This is a genomic window from Streptomyces sp. NPDC001492, from assembly GCF_053597275.1.
Genome location: NZ_JBSFHW010000054.1, coordinates 46792 through 63210 on the forward strand (window position 1 = coordinate 46792; position 16419 = coordinate 63210).

16 protein-coding genes are annotated in these 16419 nt (G+C 69.8%); 10 read left to right on the forward strand and 6 right to left on the reverse strand.

The annotated features are described in order from the left end of the window. Positions 1 to 114 precede the first annotated feature (114 nt). Entirely contained in the window at positions 115 to 1680 is a 1566-nt protein-coding gene (locus ACWC1K_RS43115; RefSeq protein ID WP_450838876.1) for a CocE/NonD family hydrolase, read from the forward strand. A gap of 36 nt (positions 1681 to 1716) precedes the next feature. On the opposite strand, the gene ACWC1K_RS43120 is transcribed toward ACWC1K_RS43115, so the two are convergent. Continuing rightward, positions 1717 to 2394, reverse strand: a complete 678-nt coding sequence (locus tag ACWC1K_RS43120) for an amino acid ABC transporter ATP-binding protein (protein WP_450838878.1) — start codon at positions 2392 to 2394, stop codon at positions 1717 to 1719. Between the two features lie 130 nt (positions 2395 to 2524). Next, complete coding sequence (locus tag ACWC1K_RS43125; RefSeq protein ID WP_450838879.1) at positions 2525 to 2932, reverse strand: DUF6278 family protein; 408 nt, start codon at positions 2930 to 2932, stop codon at positions 2525 to 2527. A 165-nt stretch (positions 2933 to 3097) separates the two neighbouring features. Here ACWC1K_RS43125 and ACWC1K_RS43130 point away from each other — a divergent pair, with 165 nt between their 5' ends. Further along, a complete protein-coding gene (locus ACWC1K_RS43130; RefSeq protein WP_450838881.1) occupies positions 3098 to 4861 on the forward strand; it encodes an SGNH/GDSL hydrolase family protein in 1764 nt (587 codons plus the stop codon). 148 nt (positions 4862 to 5009) lie between these two features. Here ACWC1K_RS43130 and ACWC1K_RS43135 read toward each other — a convergent pair whose 3' ends face one another. The 3 genes from ACWC1K_RS43135 to pcaDC all read right to left on the reverse strand — a co-directional run bounded on the left by ACWC1K_RS43135 (position 5010) and on the right by pcaDC (position 7879). Beyond that, positions 5010 to 5789 (reverse strand): exodeoxyribonuclease III, encoded by a 780-nt coding sequence (locus ACWC1K_RS43135; protein WP_450838883.1) that lies wholly within the window; start codon positions 5787 to 5789, stop codon positions 5010 to 5012. A gap of 62 nt (positions 5790 to 5851) precedes the next feature. Beyond that, positions 5852 to 6487 (reverse strand): MBL fold metallo-hydrolase, encoded by a 636-nt coding sequence (locus ACWC1K_RS43140; protein WP_450838885.1) that lies wholly within the window; start codon positions 6485 to 6487, stop codon positions 5852 to 5854. Between the two features lie 81 nt (positions 6488 to 6568). Continuing rightward, positions 6569 to 7879, reverse strand: coding sequence for a bifunctional 3-oxoadipate enol-lactonase/4-carboxymuconolactone decarboxylase PcaDC (gene pcaDC, locus ACWC1K_RS43145; protein ID WP_450838887.1), 1311 nt, complete (start codon positions 7877 to 7879; stop codon positions 6569 to 6571). 199 nt (positions 7880 to 8078) lie between these two features. On the opposite strand from pcaDC, the gene ACWC1K_RS43150 reads away from it, so the two are divergent. Then, positions 8079 to 8447, forward strand: a complete 369-nt coding sequence (locus tag ACWC1K_RS43150; RefSeq protein ID WP_450838888.1) for a signal peptidase I — start codon at positions 8079 to 8081, stop codon at positions 8445 to 8447. Between the two features lie 99 nt (positions 8448 to 8546). Here the strand turns inward: ACWC1K_RS43150 and ACWC1K_RS43155 are convergent, their stop codons facing one another. Next, complete coding sequence (locus tag ACWC1K_RS43155) at positions 8547 to 9308, reverse strand: FadR/GntR family transcriptional regulator (protein WP_450838890.1); 762 nt, start codon at positions 9306 to 9308, stop codon at positions 8547 to 8549. Positions 9309 to 9617: 309 nt separating this feature from the next. Between ACWC1K_RS43155 and ACWC1K_RS43160 the strand changes: the two genes are divergently transcribed. The 7 genes from ACWC1K_RS43160 to ACWC1K_RS43190 all read left to right on the forward strand — a co-directional run. Beyond that, complete coding sequence (locus ACWC1K_RS43160; RefSeq protein WP_450838892.1) at positions 9618 to 10982, forward strand: ABC transporter substrate-binding protein; 1365 nt, start codon at positions 9618 to 9620, stop codon at positions 10980 to 10982. Beyond that, a complete protein-coding gene (locus ACWC1K_RS43165) occupies positions 10979 to 11893 on the forward strand; it encodes a carbohydrate ABC transporter permease (protein WP_450838894.1) in 915 nt (304 codons plus the stop codon). The genes ACWC1K_RS43160 and ACWC1K_RS43165 overlap by 4 nt, the downstream gene beginning before the upstream one ends. Before the next feature lie 97 nt (positions 11894 to 11990). Beyond that, positions 11991 to 12845, forward strand: a complete 855-nt coding sequence (locus tag ACWC1K_RS43170; protein ID WP_450838900.1) for a carbohydrate ABC transporter permease — start codon at positions 11991 to 11993, stop codon at positions 12843 to 12845. A gap of 8 nt (positions 12846 to 12853) precedes the next feature. Then, positions 12854 to 14833 carry a hypothetical protein gene (locus ACWC1K_RS43175; RefSeq protein WP_450838895.1) on the forward strand — a complete coding sequence of 660 codons (1980 nt, stop codon included), beginning with the start codon at positions 12854 to 12856 and terminating at the stop codon, positions 14831 to 14833. Further along, positions 14830 to 15177 carry an L-rhamnose mutarotase gene (locus tag ACWC1K_RS43180; protein ID WP_450838897.1) on the forward strand — a complete coding sequence of 116 codons (348 nt, stop codon included), beginning with the start codon at positions 14830 to 14832 and terminating at the stop codon, positions 15175 to 15177. The genes ACWC1K_RS43175 and ACWC1K_RS43180 overlap by 4 nt, the downstream gene beginning before the upstream one ends. A gap of 33 nt (positions 15178 to 15210) precedes the next feature. After that, positions 15211 to 16116, forward strand: a complete 906-nt coding sequence (locus ACWC1K_RS43185) for an amidohydrolase family protein (protein ID WP_450838898.1) — start codon at positions 15211 to 15213, stop codon at positions 16114 to 16116. An 86-nt stretch (positions 16117 to 16202) separates the two neighbouring features. Next, positions 16203 to 16419 (forward strand): alcohol dehydrogenase catalytic domain-containing protein (locus ACWC1K_RS43190; protein ID WP_450838899.1); only part of this gene is annotated, 217 nt, incomplete at its 3' end.

Genomic DNA, 16419 nt, shown 5'->3' on the forward strand with positions numbered 1-16419 from the left:
TCATTCACACGACAACAATCGTTACTGGCACGTAACTTACCGACGGGTTACCTCCGGTAAAGAGACGAGGTTACCGTCTGGTCACTTTGCACTGACACGAGTGAGGAGTGACCCGTGGGAACCCAACGCAAGGCCCTGCGCACGACCGCCGTGGGCGCCGTCTCCGCGACTCTGATCGCCGGTAGCGCCCTCGGGCTCGCCCCCGCCGCACAGGCCGCGGACGCCGTCCGCTTCGTCGACATCACCGGTGACGGCGGCACCGTCCTCAAGGCGAACGTCCTCATGCCCGCGGGCGCCGACGGCACCCGGCGCTACCCGCTGCTGGTGCTCCCCACGAGCTGGGGCCTGCCCCAGGTCGAGTACCTCGCCCAGGCCCAGAAGCTCGCCGACTCCGGTTACATCGTGGTCAGTTACAACGTGCGGGGCTTCTGGCAGTCCGGCGGGGAGATAGAAGTGGCGGGACCTCCGGACATAGCCGACGCGTCCAAGGTCATCGACTGGGCGCTCGCCAACACCCCCGCGAACTCGGCCCACATCGGCATGGCAGGCGTCTCGTACGGCGCAGGCATCAGCCTGATCGCCGCCGCGCACGACAAGCGGATCAAGGCGGTCGCCTCCCTCAGCGGCTGGGCCGACCTGATCGACTCGATCTACTCCGGCCGCACCCAGCACGTCCAGGCCGGGGCCCTGCTGGACGGCGCGAGCCTGGTCACCGGCCGACAGAGCCCCGAAATCCGCGAGATCTTCGACAACTTCTACGCCTCCAACCTCTCCAAGGAACAGGAGATGATCGATTGGGGGAAGAAACGTTCGGCCGCAACATACGTGGATCAACTGAACGAGAACGGCCCCGCGGTCATGATGGCCAACGCCTGGGGGGACACGGTCTTCGCGCCCAACCAGTACGCGGACTTCTACGAGAAGCTGACCGGTCCGAAGAGACTGGAGTTCCGCCCCGGCGACCACGCGACCGCCGAGCTCACCGGCCTGTTCGGCCTGCCCAACGATGTGTGGACGGACACCGAGCGCTGGTTCGACCACTACCTCAAGGGCGAGGACAACGGCATCAACCGCGAGGAGCCGGTGCAGCTGAAGTCCCGTTCCACGGGCGGCTACGAGGGCTACCCGGACTGGAAGTCGATCGCCGCGACCGAGCGGAAGATCGCCCTCGCCGGCACGACCACGATCCACACCAACGTCGACTCGGGGGCCGACGGCGGGATTGTCTTCCTGTCGAGCATCCTCGACCAGATCGCCCAGCTGCCCCCGATGGCCTCGATCCCGCTGCTCCCCCGCCGCTGGGCGGCCGTCTGGCAGTCGGAGAAGTACGCCGCCGCCCAGCAGATCCGCGGTACGGCCGAGTTGCACACCACGGTCACCCCGACCAAGGAGAGCGGCACCCTCGTCGCCTATCTCTACGACGTGGGGCCGCTCGGCCTCGGCAAGCTGGTCAGCAACGCGCCGTACACCTTCCACGGGCGCACGCCCGGAGAGCCGTTCGGTCTCGACCTGGATCTCTTCTCCACGGCCTACGACGTCCCGGCAGGGCACCGGCTGGCCCTGGTCGTCGACACGGTCGACCCGCTCTACATCGAGCACAACCCGTCCGGCGCTCAGCTGACCTTCTCCTCGCCGGCGAACGACCCGTCGTACGTGTCGATTCCGCTGCGCGAGCAGTGATCTCCGGCTGCCGCCGGCCGGGCATGGCTCTCTCGCTCAGTGCTTGAGGATCTTGGACAGGAAGTCTTCGGCGCGCTCGCCGTGCGGGTCGGTGAAGGACTCCTCCGGGGCGCGGTCCTCGATGATGCGGCCGTCGGACATGAAGACGACGCGGCCCGCGGCAGAACGGGCGGGGGTGGGCTCGTCGAACAGGGGCGCCTGGGGCTCCGTGGCGAGGGCGCGGGCGGCGGCCGCGCTCCCCCGGCGCCCGAAGGGCCCGGGAGGTACCCCCGGCTGCCGGCCGCCGGAGAGCTGCGCGGGGAACTTGGGCGCCTGGTCGGCGAGTCCGACGCGGTCGAGAAGCCGGCGGGAGCGGGCGTCGGCTTCTTCCTTCTTGCCTCCGCGGACCTTGATCTGCCCCAGCGAGACGTTCTGCAGGACGGTCTTGTGGGCGAACAGGTGGAACGGCTGGACGACCATGCCGACGTCGGAGCGGAGCCGCTCGAGGGCCTTGCCCTCCTCGGACAGCGGCTGCCCGTCGAGCAGGATGGTGCCGGACCGGACGGTCCCCAGCCGGTTGATCGTCCTGCACGGTGTCGCCTTTCCCGACCCGGACGGGCCGATGACCACGACCACCTCCCCCTTGCCGACGGTGAGGTCGATGTCCTGCAGGGCATGCAACTCCCCGTAGTACTTGTTGACGTCATGCGGCTCGATCAGTGGATCGACGGCCATTCGCAGCCCTACTCACTCTCAGCTGTGTCGTGGTTGCCGCAAACTATCCGGACGTGAGTTGACTTACGTCACGACACGCACTTTTCGGGCATAAGCCGTATTTACGTCGATCTTAAGTCGGGCGCTCCGCTCAGGTCTCCGCGACCTCGGCGTACAGCTGCGAGAGCTCGGGCACTCCGCTGGCCGCCCACTCGTGGCCGGAGGTCACGACGTCGAACTCGCGGCCCGAGGCGAGCCGTACGACGGGCTGGCCGTCCGGCCAGATCTCCCAGGCCGCTCCGGGCACGGTGCGCACGATGACGGTGCCGAGATAGAGCCCGGCGTCGTTGCCGAGCCAGTGCAGCACCTCGGGGTCGTCCCGCCAGCGCGGCAGCAGCTGGTCGAGCGCCTCCAACGAGGCGGCGGAATCGTCGAGTTGGACGCCCTCCTGGGACGCCTGCGAGCGGAGCAGTTCGCACTCGGAGAGAAGTTCGGCGATGCCCTCCGGGTCGGGGATGCCGTGCTTCTCATGCCGGTGGCCCAGAAAAGGGATCTTCATACCCCCAGCGTGTCATTCGCACCGGCGTGCGCACCACAGGCGCGCGGGCGGTCACTTCGGGGCGATTTCGCGTCCACTTCGTGCATGGCGCGTTGACGGGTCCCTCACGTCTCTCTAGCTTCGCGATGCGTCTTTCGTCCCACCGGTGAGCGGGAGGAGTCGGCCGTGCGTCGACGTGTGCGGGGATTCGCGGTTGCCATCGTCTCGTTCGCCTTCCTGGCACCTGCCGTGTCGGCACGGGCCACAGCCGAGGGGGCACAACCACAGCCGCTGGAGCGGCTCTTCGACAACGTTGCCGTCAGCGACGACGCCCGTCCGGATCTGGCGAACCTCGACGGCTACGGGGGTTCCCTGTCGGCACAGGACCTGACCGCCGCGGGCTGGACGCCCGGACGCGCCCTCACCGTGCAGGGAGCCCGGCTGACCTGGCCGCGGCGGCTGCCGGGCGAGCGGGACAACGTGCTCGCCGCCGGACAGTCCGTGCGCGTGGGCGGACGCGGCGACGCGCTCGCCTTCCTGGTGGCGGGCACGGGCGGGGCCGGAGCGAGCGGCACGGGCTCGGTCGCGTACCGGGACGGCACCCGCTCCTCGTACGACCTGACCGCTCCCGACTGGCGCGCCGGACCGCTCGCCACGAAGGCGGTGGCGCTGCCGCACATCAACACACCCGGCGGCCGGCTCGCCGAGCAGGCACGGCTGTACGTGGTGACCGTGCCGCTGGTCCGGGGGCTCCAGGTGGCCTCCGTGCAGCTGCCGCGCGCTGCCGGTCTGCATGTCTTCGCGCTGGCCGTGCGGTCCTCGGGCGCGGGCTGGAGTGGCAGTTGGGCGGCCGCGACCTCCGGTGTCCGGGCCGTGGGGCCGTGGAGTGACCGGACGGTACGGCTGGTGGTGCACACGTCGGTGGGCGGGTCGCGGGTGCGGCTGCGGTTCGACAACACCTTCGCGGCGGCGCCGGTACGGATCGGTGGCGCGACGGTGGCCGTGCAGGAGGAGGGGGCCACGGCGCGGGGCGTGCCGGTGCCGCTGTCGTTCCGGGGGGCGGGAGGGACGGAGATCCCGGCCGGGGCCCAGGCATTCAGCGATCCGCTCGGCTTCGTGGTGCCCTCGAACGCGAATCTGCTGGTCAGTTTCCATCTGCCCGGGCCGGTGGCGGCGGCGCCCGTCCACCAGCTGGCGGTGCAGCGGTCGTATGTGAGCACGGCGGGCGACCACACGGCGGAGGGCTCCGGGGCGGCGTACACCACGACCCTGACCAGGTGGCCGCTGCTGACCGGTGTGGACGTGGGCGGCGGGCCGGGGTCGGTGGTGCTGCTCGGCGACTCGATCACCGACGGGGACAGGTCCACGACGGACGCGAACCGGCGGTGGCCCGACGTGCTGGCCGCACGGCTGCTGAAGCAGCGTGCGGTCCCGCGCTACGGGGTGCTCAACCAGGGGATCTCCGGGAACCGTGTGGTCACCGACCGGTATCCCGGTGACGGGGTCTCCACGGACGGGGCCGGGGTCAGCGCCCTGCACCGGTTCGACCGCGATGTCCTCGCCCAGACCTCGGTACGGGCGGCGGTCGTCTTCGAGGGCGTGAACGACCTGCGGGGGCAGACGACGGCGCAGCAGATCGTCGCCGGGTTGCGGGAGATCGCGGACCGGGGGCATGCGCGAGGCCTGCGGATGCTGGCCGGCACGATCCTGCCCTGCGAGGGCGAGGTGCGGTGCACGGCTGCCGTCGATGCGGAGCGCTCCGCGGTGAACGCGTGGATCCGGGGCTCCGGGGTGTTCGACGCGGTGCTCGACTTCGATGCGGTGGTGCGGGATCCGCGGCAGCCGGGGCGGATGCTGACCGCATACGACAGCGGTGATCATCTGCATCCGGGGGATGCGGGGCTCGCCGCGATGGCCCGATCCGTGGATCTGCGCGCTCTGGTGCCGTGACCGTCCTGGGGGCTGCGCCCCCAGACCCGGCTTCGGCCTGAACGGCCTCGTCCTCAGACGCCGGACGGGCTGACGTGGCTGAGCACGGCCTTGTGCGTGCACGAGCGACGGGCTGATGTGGCTGAGCCCGGCATGCGCGGACCGGTGCCTACACGTCCAGGTCCACCACCACCGGCGCATGGTCCGAAGCGCCCTTGCCCTTGCGTTCCTCGCGGTCCACGTAGGCGTCGGTGACCGCCTTGGCGAAGGGGGCGTTGCCGTAGACCAGGTCGATGCGCATGCCGCGGTTCTTGGGGAAGCAGAGTTGGCGGTAGTCCCAGTAGGTGAAGGGGTGCTCGTACTTGAGGGGGCGGGGGACCACGTCCGAGAGGCCGGCCTCGCGCAGGGACGCCAGGGCCGCGCGCTCGGCGGGGGTGACGTGGGTGAGGCCCTCGAAGGCGGCCACGTCGTAGACGTCGTCGTCCGTCGGGGCCACGTTGTAGTCGCCGAGCACGGCGAACGGGCGGCTTCCGGCCGCGTCGCCGGCGACGGCGGCCTTGAGGGCCTCGAACCACTGGAGCTTGTAGGCGTAGTGGGGGTGGTCCACCTCGCGGCCGTTCGGCACGTACACCGACCAGACGCGGACCGGGCCGCAGGTCGCCGAGATGGCCCGGGGCTCCGGGGCGCCGTCGTAGCCGGGGTCGCCGGGCAGGCCCTTGACCACGTCCTTGAGGCCGACGCGGGAGAGCACCGCCACGCCGTTCCACCGGCCGGTCGCGTGCACCGCCGCTTCGTAGCCGAGGTCGCGCAGTGCGTCGAAGGGGAACTGTTCCTCGGCCAGCTTGGCCTCCTGGAGGCAGAGCACGTCCGTGCCGCTGCTCTCCAGCCAGGCCAGGAGCCTCGGCAGGCGGGCGGTGATCGAGTTCACGTTCCAGGTCGCAATGCGCATGCCTCACAACCTACCGGGCCGCACTGACAACGCGGCCGGCCCGCCCGCCGTGCATCCCGTCCTCAGACCTCGGCCGACTCGCCCGGGGTCAGGCGCAGGTGGTCGGAGCCCCCGAGAGCGCCGATTTGGCGGTCGTAGATCGGGCGGGCAAGGTCCGTGAGGAGGGCGTCGTGGATGTCGTAGGCACGCTGCGGTTTGACCTCGCGGACGTACTCGATGACCTCGGCGATCTTGTTCCAGGGGGCCATGACCGGGAGCATCAACGTCTCGACCGGGTGGTCGGGGACGGTGAGGGCGTCGCCGGGGTGGAAGACCTTGCCGCCGTCGACGAGGTAGCCGACGTTGGTGATGCGCGGAATGTCCGGGTGGATGACCGCGTGCAGCTCGCCGTGGACCTGGATGTCGAAGCCCGCGGCGGTGAACGTGTCGCCGTGGCCGACGGTGTGCACGCGGCCCGGGAAGGCGGCGGAGAGCTGTTCCGCGACCGAGGCGAGGGTCCAGATCTCGGCCGCCGGATCGGCCTCCATGGCCGCCCTCAGCCGGCCCTCGTCGAAGTGGTCGGGGTGCTCGTGCGTGACGAGGATCGCATCCGCGCCGAGCGCGGCGTCCTGCTCGCTGAACCCGCCGGGGTCGAGGACGAGCGTGCGCCCGTCCTTCTCGAGTCGGACGCAGGCATGCGACTTCTTCGTGAGCTTCATGGCTCCCATCCTGCCCCGTGCGCGGGAGGCTCGGGCAGCCGAGCCGGGTGCTCTCGCTGCCCGGTTGACGATCAGCCGGTGTCAGTCGGTGGGGGTCGTTTCCTCCCTTATGACCTGCTGGACCACCCTGAAGGCGCTGTTCGCCGCCGGCAGCCCGCAGTAGACGGCCGACTGCATCAGCACTTCCTTGATCTCGCTCGGGGTGAGGCCGTTGCGCAGGGCGGCGCGGGTGTGGACGGCGAGCTCCTCCAGGTGGCCGCCCGCGACCAGGGCGGCCAGGGTCACACAGCTGCGGGCACGCCGGTCGAGACCGGGCCGGTCCCAGATCTCGCCCCACGCGTACCGGGTGACGAACTCCTGGAAGTCCCCGGAGAACTCGTCGGCCTGCGCCAGCACCCGGTCGACGTGTGCGTCGCCGAGCACCTCGCGGCGCACCTTGATGCCCGTGTCGTGGGGGTCGGGACGCCCGTTCACCGGCGGGGGCACGACCGCGGCGGGGGCTATCTCGGCGATCGGTGCGGGCTGGTGGGGCTGCGGGGACGGGACGAGCACGGGCTTGGCGGGCAGCGCCGGGATGGCGATCTGCCCCGTGGACGACTCGACGTAGCCGGGCTGCCAGGCGGTGGAGAAGTGCCGGACTAGCAGGTCGGTGACGGCGGCGGGCTGCTCGACCGGCACCAGGTGGGAGGCGCCGGGGACGACGGCGAGGCGTGCGTCGGGTATGCCGGCGACCAGGGTGCGGGCCTCGGCGGGGCCGGTGACCTTGTCCTCCGAACCGACGAGGACGAGGGTGGGCACGCCGACGCGACCGAGTTCGGGCCGAACGTCGAACGCGGCGAGAGCCTCGCAGGCGGCGATGTAGCAGCCGGGGTCCGTGGTGCGGACCATCTGCACGGCCCAGTCGGTGATCGCGGGCTGCGCGGCGGCGAACCCGCCGGTGAACCAGCGGTCGGGGGAGGTACGGGCGATGGGGTCGAGCCCGTTCGTACGCACGATCACGCCCCGCTGGCGGAACTCGTCGGCCGTGCCGAAGCGGGGCGAGGCGGCGATCACCGCGAGCGAGGCGAGCCGCTCGGGGTGGCGAAGGGCCAGCTCGAGGCCGATCGCACCGCCGAGCGCACAGCCCGCGTAGCCGAAGCGCTGCACACCGAGCCCGTCGAGCGTGGCCAGCAGCCGGGTGGCGAGTTCGGCCACCGAGCCCACCGGGTGGGCGGGCGCGCCGCCGTGCCCCGGCAGGTCGAAGCGGAAGACGCGCCACTGCTTCGCCAGCTCGGGCACCTGGCGGTCCCACATGTGCCATGTGGTGCCCAGCGAGGGCCCCAGGATGAGGACAGGTGCGTCGTCCGGCCCGTCAAAGCGGTATTGCAGGGTGATCGGTGGTGTCTGGCTCACTCGTCAGAGCCTCTCATCTCTCACGGCCGCCCCCATGACGGGGGGCGTGAGGATGTGGGACAGATCAGGTGAAAGACCTCTCGGACAGCCCGGCGCCTGAGGCACAGGCACGGGCATTTACCGGTTCCCGCAATGCCAGGCACTGCCGAGAAATTCCTCACTCCGGACTTTCAGTAACCCGGCCGATAAGATCCCCTTTATGACTGATGGAATATACGTAGGGAATGCAGGAAATGACGCCTCATTGGATCGGGGATGGCTTCTGGGCCACTTCAAGGAGGTCCACGATCCTCGGCACACCCGAGCGGTGGAGGTCAAATGGGGCATCCATCCGCGCGGCGACGAGCGGCTGGAGTGGGTGAAGGGGGAGCAGCGCACGGCGCTCCTGGTCCTCGTCAGCGGCCGGTTTCGTGTCGACTTTCCGGAGCGCAGCGTGGTCCTTGAAAAGCAGGGAGATTATGTCGTCTGGGGTCGCGGCGTCGACCACTCGTGGTATGCGGAAGAGGAATCCGTGGTCCTGACGGTTCGCTGGCCTTCCGTGGCCGGTTACGCGGCCGCACAGGAATAGCCTGACGCGGCCGGTGTGTCCGCGTAGCCCTTCGCACACTCCTCGGCGGTGAGATCGCGGGTGACTGGGATGGGCCTGTTGAAGGTACCAATCCGCAGGTCATCCGAACAGGCGGCGCTGGATCTCCCGCCGGTAGTCCTCCAGGGTCCGGTCGAGGTGTACGGCGGTGGCCTCGGCGGCCTCCTCGGGCCGGCCGTCGCGAATGGCGCGGTAGATCGCCTCGTGCTCCTCCACCGCGGCCGCGGTGCCCTCACCGAAGCTGTCGTGTATGCCGATCGCGCTGGACTGGCGCTGGAGTCGGCGGGCGTCCCGCACCGCACTGCCGAGGAACGTGTTGTGCGAGGCCGCGGCCACCGCCGCATGGAAGTCGTCGTCGGCCTGGTTGAAGACGCCGACCTCGCCATGGACATACCCGTGCCGACACTGCTCCATGGCGACCTCAAGGGCGCGCAGTTCGGCGGGCGTGGCACGGGTGGCGGCGAGCCTGGCGGCGGCCGTCTCCTGAACCCTTCGGAACTCGAACAGCATGAACACGTGATCCAGGTCCACAGGCCGGAAGAAACCTCCCCAGCGGCTGGTGACCAGCAGGCCGTCGTCGTTCGCGACGAACAGTCCGCGCCCCTTGTGCGCCCGGACCCGGCCGAGCGCCGAGAGGACCTTCACGGCTTCCCGAACCACCGCTCGGCTGGTGTCCAGCCGCTGAGCCAGGTCGTTCTCCGTGGGCATCCGGTCACCGGGGGCCAGGCGCGCCTCGGCGATGAACTCGAGTATCCGCTCCGCCACGACCTCGTATCCGGGCCGGTAGTCGCGCCGCTCGTCAGCACCGTTCACCACCGCTGCCACGGCGGGCGTGTCCTTCATGTGTGCTGCCTCCGGGGTGACTGCGACGACGGTGACTGATCGGCCCTGAAGCCGCGGTCATCGTACAGGAGGGCGAGGATAAGTAGTACTCATCGACCGGACTTCGCCTCGGAATCGATCTCCGTTTGGGGCTTAAGTACCGATTCACCTGCTTCTTCAGCCTGGCATCACCCCCGCATCGTCTACGCCCCCGTCCAAAAAAAGACATACTCACCTCTTGACGAGCTTCTCGACATGGCGGCTAATTTCTTCCGCGGCGGCAATGACAGAGCCGCCAGCCGCCCTCATGCAAACCGAGTGGAGTCGCTCATGTCCGTCTACAAGCCTTCGGCCGACCAGGAGACAGGGACCAGCAGGAGACGTGCCGCGTTGCTGGCCGGCTGCGCGGCCACCGTGCTGCTCACCGTGACCGCCTGTGGCGGGAGTGGCGGTTCGGCCGGCACGACCAAGGACGGATTCACGCAGGCCGCCCAGAGCGACGGGGCGTTGACCGTCTGGGTGGACGCGACCCGCATGGCCCCCGCGAAGCAGTACCAGGCGTCGCACCCGAGCGTGAAGCTGCACATCGTCAGCTACGACGGCGACGCCAACGGGTCCAACTACCTCCAGACGAAGGTCCAGTTGTTCAACCGCACGGGCAAGGGCTGGCCGGACGTCGTCTTCAGCTCCCAGAACAACGAGGCGAGCTGGGCCGTCGACGCGAACTTCGCGGCGCCGCTCAACAAGGGCCTGATCCCGCAGACGACCCTCGACGGATTCGCCAAGGGCGCCAACGACGTCTGCACGGTGAACGGGACCATGTACTGCCTGCGCAACGACCTCTCCCAGACGGTGCTCTGGTACAACGCGCCGCTGCTGAAGAAGTTCGGCTACACGGTCCCCACGACCTGGGAGGAGTACCAGGCGCTCGGCGAGAAGGTGGCCAAGGAGCACCCCGGCTACCTCGTGGGCGACGCGGGCGACTCCTTCACCCCCGAGATCTACCTGTGGGCGAGCAAGTGCGGCGCCAACCACATCACCGGCCCCAAGGCCGTGTCGGTCAACACCACCAGCGAGGCCTGCACCAAGATGGCCAAGCTGCTGGACGTACTGATCAAGAACAAGTCGATGTCCATCAGCGGCGTCTTCAGCACCGACTTCACCAAGAACAAGGCCAAGAAGGTCCTGCTCATGCCCGGCCCGGCCTGGTACGGCGGCGCGGTCTTCCAGAGCGGCCTCAAGACCCCGGCCAAGGAGATCGCGGTGGCGCCCATGCCGCAGTGGCAGGGTGACACCTCGCCCTCCACCGGCAACGTCGGCGGCGGCACCTGGCTGGTGTCCAAGCACTCCACCCACCTCAAGGCGGCCACCGACTTCCTGAAGTGGGTCACCACCGACAACGCCTACCAGGGCGAGAAGGCCCCCGGCTTCCCGGCGTACGCGCCCGCCGCCGAGAACTGGCTGAAGGCGCAGGCCGCCTCCGGGTACTACGCCAGTGACCTCACGGCCCTCAAGGACGCCTCCTCGCAGGTGTGGTCCGACTGGGGCTCGGGCCAGTTCAGCCAGGAGGCGATCTGGGCCGCCACCGTCAAGCCCGGCCTGACGCAGGGCAAGACCATCGAATCGCTGCTGCCGGCCTGGCAGGACTCGATCGTGAAGTACGCCAAGTCCAACGGATACAAGGTCTCCCAGTGACCCTCACGCACTCCTCGTCCGGCTCTGTCCGGGGGCGCCCTCGCGGCACCTTCCGGCAGAGCCGGGCCGGCATGGCTTTCGTCGCCGGCTACGTACTGCTGCTGATCGCCTTCGGCGTCCTTCCCACCTGTTACGCCATCTACTTCGCGTTCACGAACGCCGGTGGCGCCTTCACCGGCTTCTCCAACTTCGTCACCACCGCACAGGACTTCCGCTTCGTCGACTCCCTGGGCCACGTGGCGCTGTACCTGGTCTTCTGGCTGCTGTCGCTCGTGGTGTTCGTGGTGGTCCTGGCGCTGCTCCTGCACCGGCTGTCCTCCGGGCCGGCCAGCCAGGCGCTGCGCTTCCTCTACTACATCCCCGGAGCCCTCGCGGGCGCCGCGAGCGTCCTGGTGTGGCTGTTCATGCTCGACCCGACGGTCAGCCCGGTCAGCTCCCTGCTGGAGACGCTGGGCTTCCACACCTTCGGCGAGGTCATCGCCCCCGGCAACCTCGCGCTGCTGTTCACGATCATCGCGTTCTGGACCGGCGCGGGCGGCTGGATCGTCGTCATGTACGGCGCGCTCAACAACATCCCCAAGGACGTCATGGAGGCCGCGCGCATCGACGGCGCGAACGGCTGGCAGACCGCCTGGCGGGTGCAGATCCCCATGCTCCGCAAGTGGATCGTGTACATGGTGATCCTGGCCTTCGCGGGCGGCGCCCAGCTCTTCGTCGAGCCGCAGCTGCTCTCCCTCGCCAGCACCGGCGTGGCCGGCCGCGACTACTCGCTCAACCAGCTGACGTACGACTTCGCCTTCCAGATGAACAACATCAACGGCGCCGCCGCGGTCTCGGTGGAGCTGCTGGTCGTCAGCTTGTCGGTCGCCGGTGTCTTCGTCGCACGATCGGGGTTCTTCGATGCCGACTGAGACCCGCCCCACGCCCTCTCCCACCGCTCAGGGTGCGAAGTCGACGAGCCGAACCCGGCACGGGGAAACGCGGCAGCGCCGTCGGCCCCCGCGGAAGGTGGCCTCCCGGCTGCTGGCGGGCTCGGTGCTCACCGTGTTCGTGGTGTTCTTCGTGCTGCCGGTTCTGTGGCTGCTGCTCGCGGCGACCAAGACCGACCAGCAGTTGGTCCACGACAACCCGCTGTCCTTCGGGTCCTGGCACGCGCTGAAGGCCAACTGGCACGCGCTCACCGCCTTCCAGGACGACGCCATCCTGCTGTGGCTGCGCAACTCGGCCGTCTACGCCGTGATCTCCCTGGTCATCACGCTCTGCCTGGCCATCCCGGCCGGCTACGCGCTGGCGATGACCGAGTTCCGCGGCCGGCACACGCTCCTGATCGCGACCCTCGTCGTGATGCTGATGCCGAACGCCACGCTGGTGGTGCCGCTCTTCCTGGAGATCAACGCGGTGCATCTGATCGGCACGATGTGGTCGATCATCCTGCCGTACTCGTTCTACCCGTTCGGGGTGTACCTGACGTACATCTACTTCACCACCGCCGTGCCCAAGGACCTCCTGGCCGCGGCCCGGATGGACGGCTGCTCCGAGTTCGGTGTCTTCCGCCATGTGGCCCTGCCGCTGGCGACGCCCGTCATCGCACTGGTCGGGTTCTTCAGCTTCGTCGCCAACTGGACGAACTACTTCCTGCCGTACGTGATGCTCCCCGAGAGCGACCAGATGCCGGTCCAGGTCGGCGTGGGCAGCCTCCTCAGCAATGTGCCCTCGTTCAACCCGACCGTCGGCACCCTCGCGATCCAACGCCCCCAACTGGCACTGGCCACGCTGGTCGCCATCACCCCCGTACTCGTCGTGTTCCTGTTCGCCCAGCGCTTCCTGGTCAGCGGAATGCTCGCCGGCGCCACCAAGGAGTGACCGCCTTCATGTCCTTCGACTCTCACCCCGACGCCTCCGGCGACTCGACACCCGATGTCCAGGCCACGGTCCCCTTGCTCGAACCCCCCGGCTGGGCCGTCGCACAGCGCGCCCTCTTCGACCTCCTCGACCATGCCTGGCGCCGCTTCGAACGCGACTTCACCGGCCCCGACGGACGCCTGAACTACACCGGCCCACTGACCACCCGCGACGGCGTGGACGACTTCTACGAGGTCTTCTTCAACTGGCCCCAGCTGTACCTCCTCGGCGGCGCCGACGACCTGCTGCCCGCCAGCGAGAAGCACTGGGAGGGCGTCACCAAGCAGCTGACCGAACTGGACATGCTGCGTGACGAGTACGAGCGCGGCTACGACTGGTTCCACCAGGGCGAGAGCCTGCTCCTGCTCTACTTCCTGTGCATGGCCGCCCCCGACCGCTGGCGTGAGCGCGCCCTGCGCTTCGCCGAGCTGTACGTCGACCCCGCCAAGGGCAACTACGACCCCGAGCACCGCATCATCACCCGCCCCCACAACGGCAGCGACCCCGAGCGCACGGGTCTGTTCGACGGTGACGTGTACCCGTGGCTGCTCAAGGAGGCGGAGACCTACGGCTACCCGCTCGAATGGCTGCCCGAGGCACAGGACGGCCCGTACCCGCTCTCGGCGGACCCGCGGCTCGGCGACCAGATGCGGGACCGGATGGGCGTCGGCGACACCACGATGAACCTCGCCGCGGCCGGACTGGTCCTCAACGCCTGGATCCTGTCCGGCGAGGAGCGCTACCGCGACTGGATCGTCGAGTACGTGGACGCCTGGCGCGAGCGCACCCGTGAGAACGGCGGCCTGATCCCGGACAACGTCGGCCCGGACGGAGTCGTCGGCAGCCTGCTGGAAGGGCGCTGGTACGGCGGCCACTACGGCTGGTCCTGGCCGCACGGCTGGCACAGCCTCGGCCACGCGGCCTGCGTGGCGGCGCTCGCGGCGGCCACGGTCACCGGCGACGACGACTACCTCTCCATGGTCGCGACCTCGCTCGACACCCTCATAGGCCACGCCAAGGTCATGCCCCACACGGAGGCCGACTCCAGCCTGCCCTCCAAGTGGGCGGTGGAACTCGGTCCGGACCGGCACACACCCACGCTCCACCTGCCGTTCCGCCACAACGACTCGGGCTGGTTCGACTACAACCCGGCCACGCCTCCCGTGCCGGTGGCCCTGTGGCACCACACCTCCTCCGAGGCCGACCGGGCCCGGCTTGAGGGGCTGCGTGAAGCGGACGGCATCGACTGGCGCACCGTGCGGCCGTTCCGGTCCAAGGAGGACTCCGGTCACGAGAAGGCGTGGTTCGCCTTCCTCGCCGGCGACGACCCCGACTACCCGGAGCGGATCCTCGCGGCCGCTCAGGCCCAGGTCCGCCACCGGCTGCGGCGCATCGACCGCTATCGCGACCTGGACGTGCCCGAGGCCGACATCCATGTGTGGCAGCTGTCCAACCCGGTGGTCACCGAGGCCCTGGTGCAACTCACCTGGGGCGGCCCGCAGGTGCTGTACCAGGGCGGTCTCCAGCAGGCCCGACTGCGCTACCACGACGCCGACGCCCGCCGGGCCGGCCTGCCCGCCGACGTCGCCGCCCTGGTCACCTCCATCGACCCCGAGGCGACCACCGTCGAGCTGGTCAACCTGGCCCCCGAGACCGACCGCACGGTGATCGTCCAGGCGGGCGCGTTCGCCGAGCACACCATCACCGGCGCCCGGTACACGACCTGCACGGACGACGGCTGGATCGGCGACATGTACGACTACGGCCACACCGAGCCGGTGGTCTCCGAGGCCGAGGTCCCCTGCGCGGGCCCGTACCTGACGGTCCGTCTGCCCGCCTCCACCCGTATCCGGCTGACCCTGCGGCTGGGGCTGCGCACCCGCACACCCAGCTACCGCACGCCGTTCGACGGGTTCCACTCCCATGACACGACAGGGGAATCGGCATGAAGCGCATCGCTCAGACCATCAGACTCCGCCCCGAGCACCGTGAGGAGTACCTCCGGCTCCACTCCGCCGTGTGGCCCGGTGTCGAGGCCGCCCTGCTCCGAGCGAACATCCGCAACTACAGCATCTTCCTCCACGGCGACGTGCTGTTCGCCTACATGGAGTACATCGGCGACGACTTCGACGCGGACATGGCCTCCATCGAGGCCGACCCCGAGACCCAGCGCTGGTGGAAGCTCACCGACCCGTGCCAGGAGCCCTTCCCCGACCGGGGCGAGGGCCGCCAGTGGAGCGAGCTCCCCGAGATCTGGCACCTGAGCCCGCCCGGCGAGGACACCACCGCCTGACCCGGCCCGCACCGACCAGACTTGGATCTCCTCGTGAACGCACCTGTGCTCGTCGACGCCCACCACCACCTGTGGGACCTCGCCCAGCGTCCGCAGCCCTGGCTCGACGACCCCGACGTGGCGTCGATCCGCCGCACCTTCACCCCCGACGACCTGCGCTCCACCGCCACCCACCCCATCGCGGGCCGGCGGCTGCACGGCACGGTGGTCGTCCAGTGCATCGCGGAGGTCGCCGAGACCGAGGACCTGCTCACGCTCGCCGAGCGGGAGCCCCTGATCCAGGCCGTGGTCGGCTGGGCCGACCTGACCTCCCCGGCGATCGGTGACGTGCTCGACCAGCTGATCGCCGGGCCGGGCGGCGGACACCTGCGCTCGCTGCGGCACCTCGTCCAGGGCGAGACCGACCCGAACTGGCTGCAACGCCCCGACGTGGAACGCGGGTTGAGGGCGGCCCGCGATCGAGGACTGCGCTACGACGTGCTCGTGCGCGACCACCAGCTCGACCAGGCGATCCGGCTCGCGGAACGCTTCCCCGACCTGCCCCAGGTCCTCGACCACGCGGGCAAGCCGGACCTCGTCCGCCAGGACGTCGCCGACTGGGAACGCGGCATCCGGCGGCTGGCCGCACACCCGCACGTGGTGTGCAAGGTCTCCGGACTGATCACCGAGGCCGACCACGCCCACTGGACCACCGCCGACATCCGCCCCGCCTGGGACGTACTGGTCTCCGCCTTCGGGCCCGAGCGGCTCATGTTCGGCTCCGACTGGCCGGTCGCCAACCTCGCCGGCGGCTGGAACCGGTGGGCCGCCACCGTGGACGAACTGCTCACCGGCTGGAGCGAGAGCGATGTCCACGCGCTCCTCGCCGGCACCGCGACCGCGTTCTACGGGCTTGCCCCCGTCGACGGAGAGAGCGACGCAACGATCCGAGCGATCTGACCCCGCCCCACCGAACATCGCACCGAACCCGCGCCGGACACGCCGCCACGCATGCTCCGGTCTGCGCCGAAGGGACCCTGCCCCCCATGACACTTGCCGTCCGCTATCTGTCCGCCCGCACCCTGGACACCGCTCCCGCGGCCACTGCGCCTCCCGGTCCCGGTGAGGTGGAGTTGGCCCCCGCCTACGTCGGCATCTGCGGTACCGACCTGCATATCTTCCACGGCGACATGGACGCCCGGGTGGCCGCGCCCGCCGTCCTGGGGCACGAGATGTCCGGCCGCGTCGTCCGGGTGGGCCCGG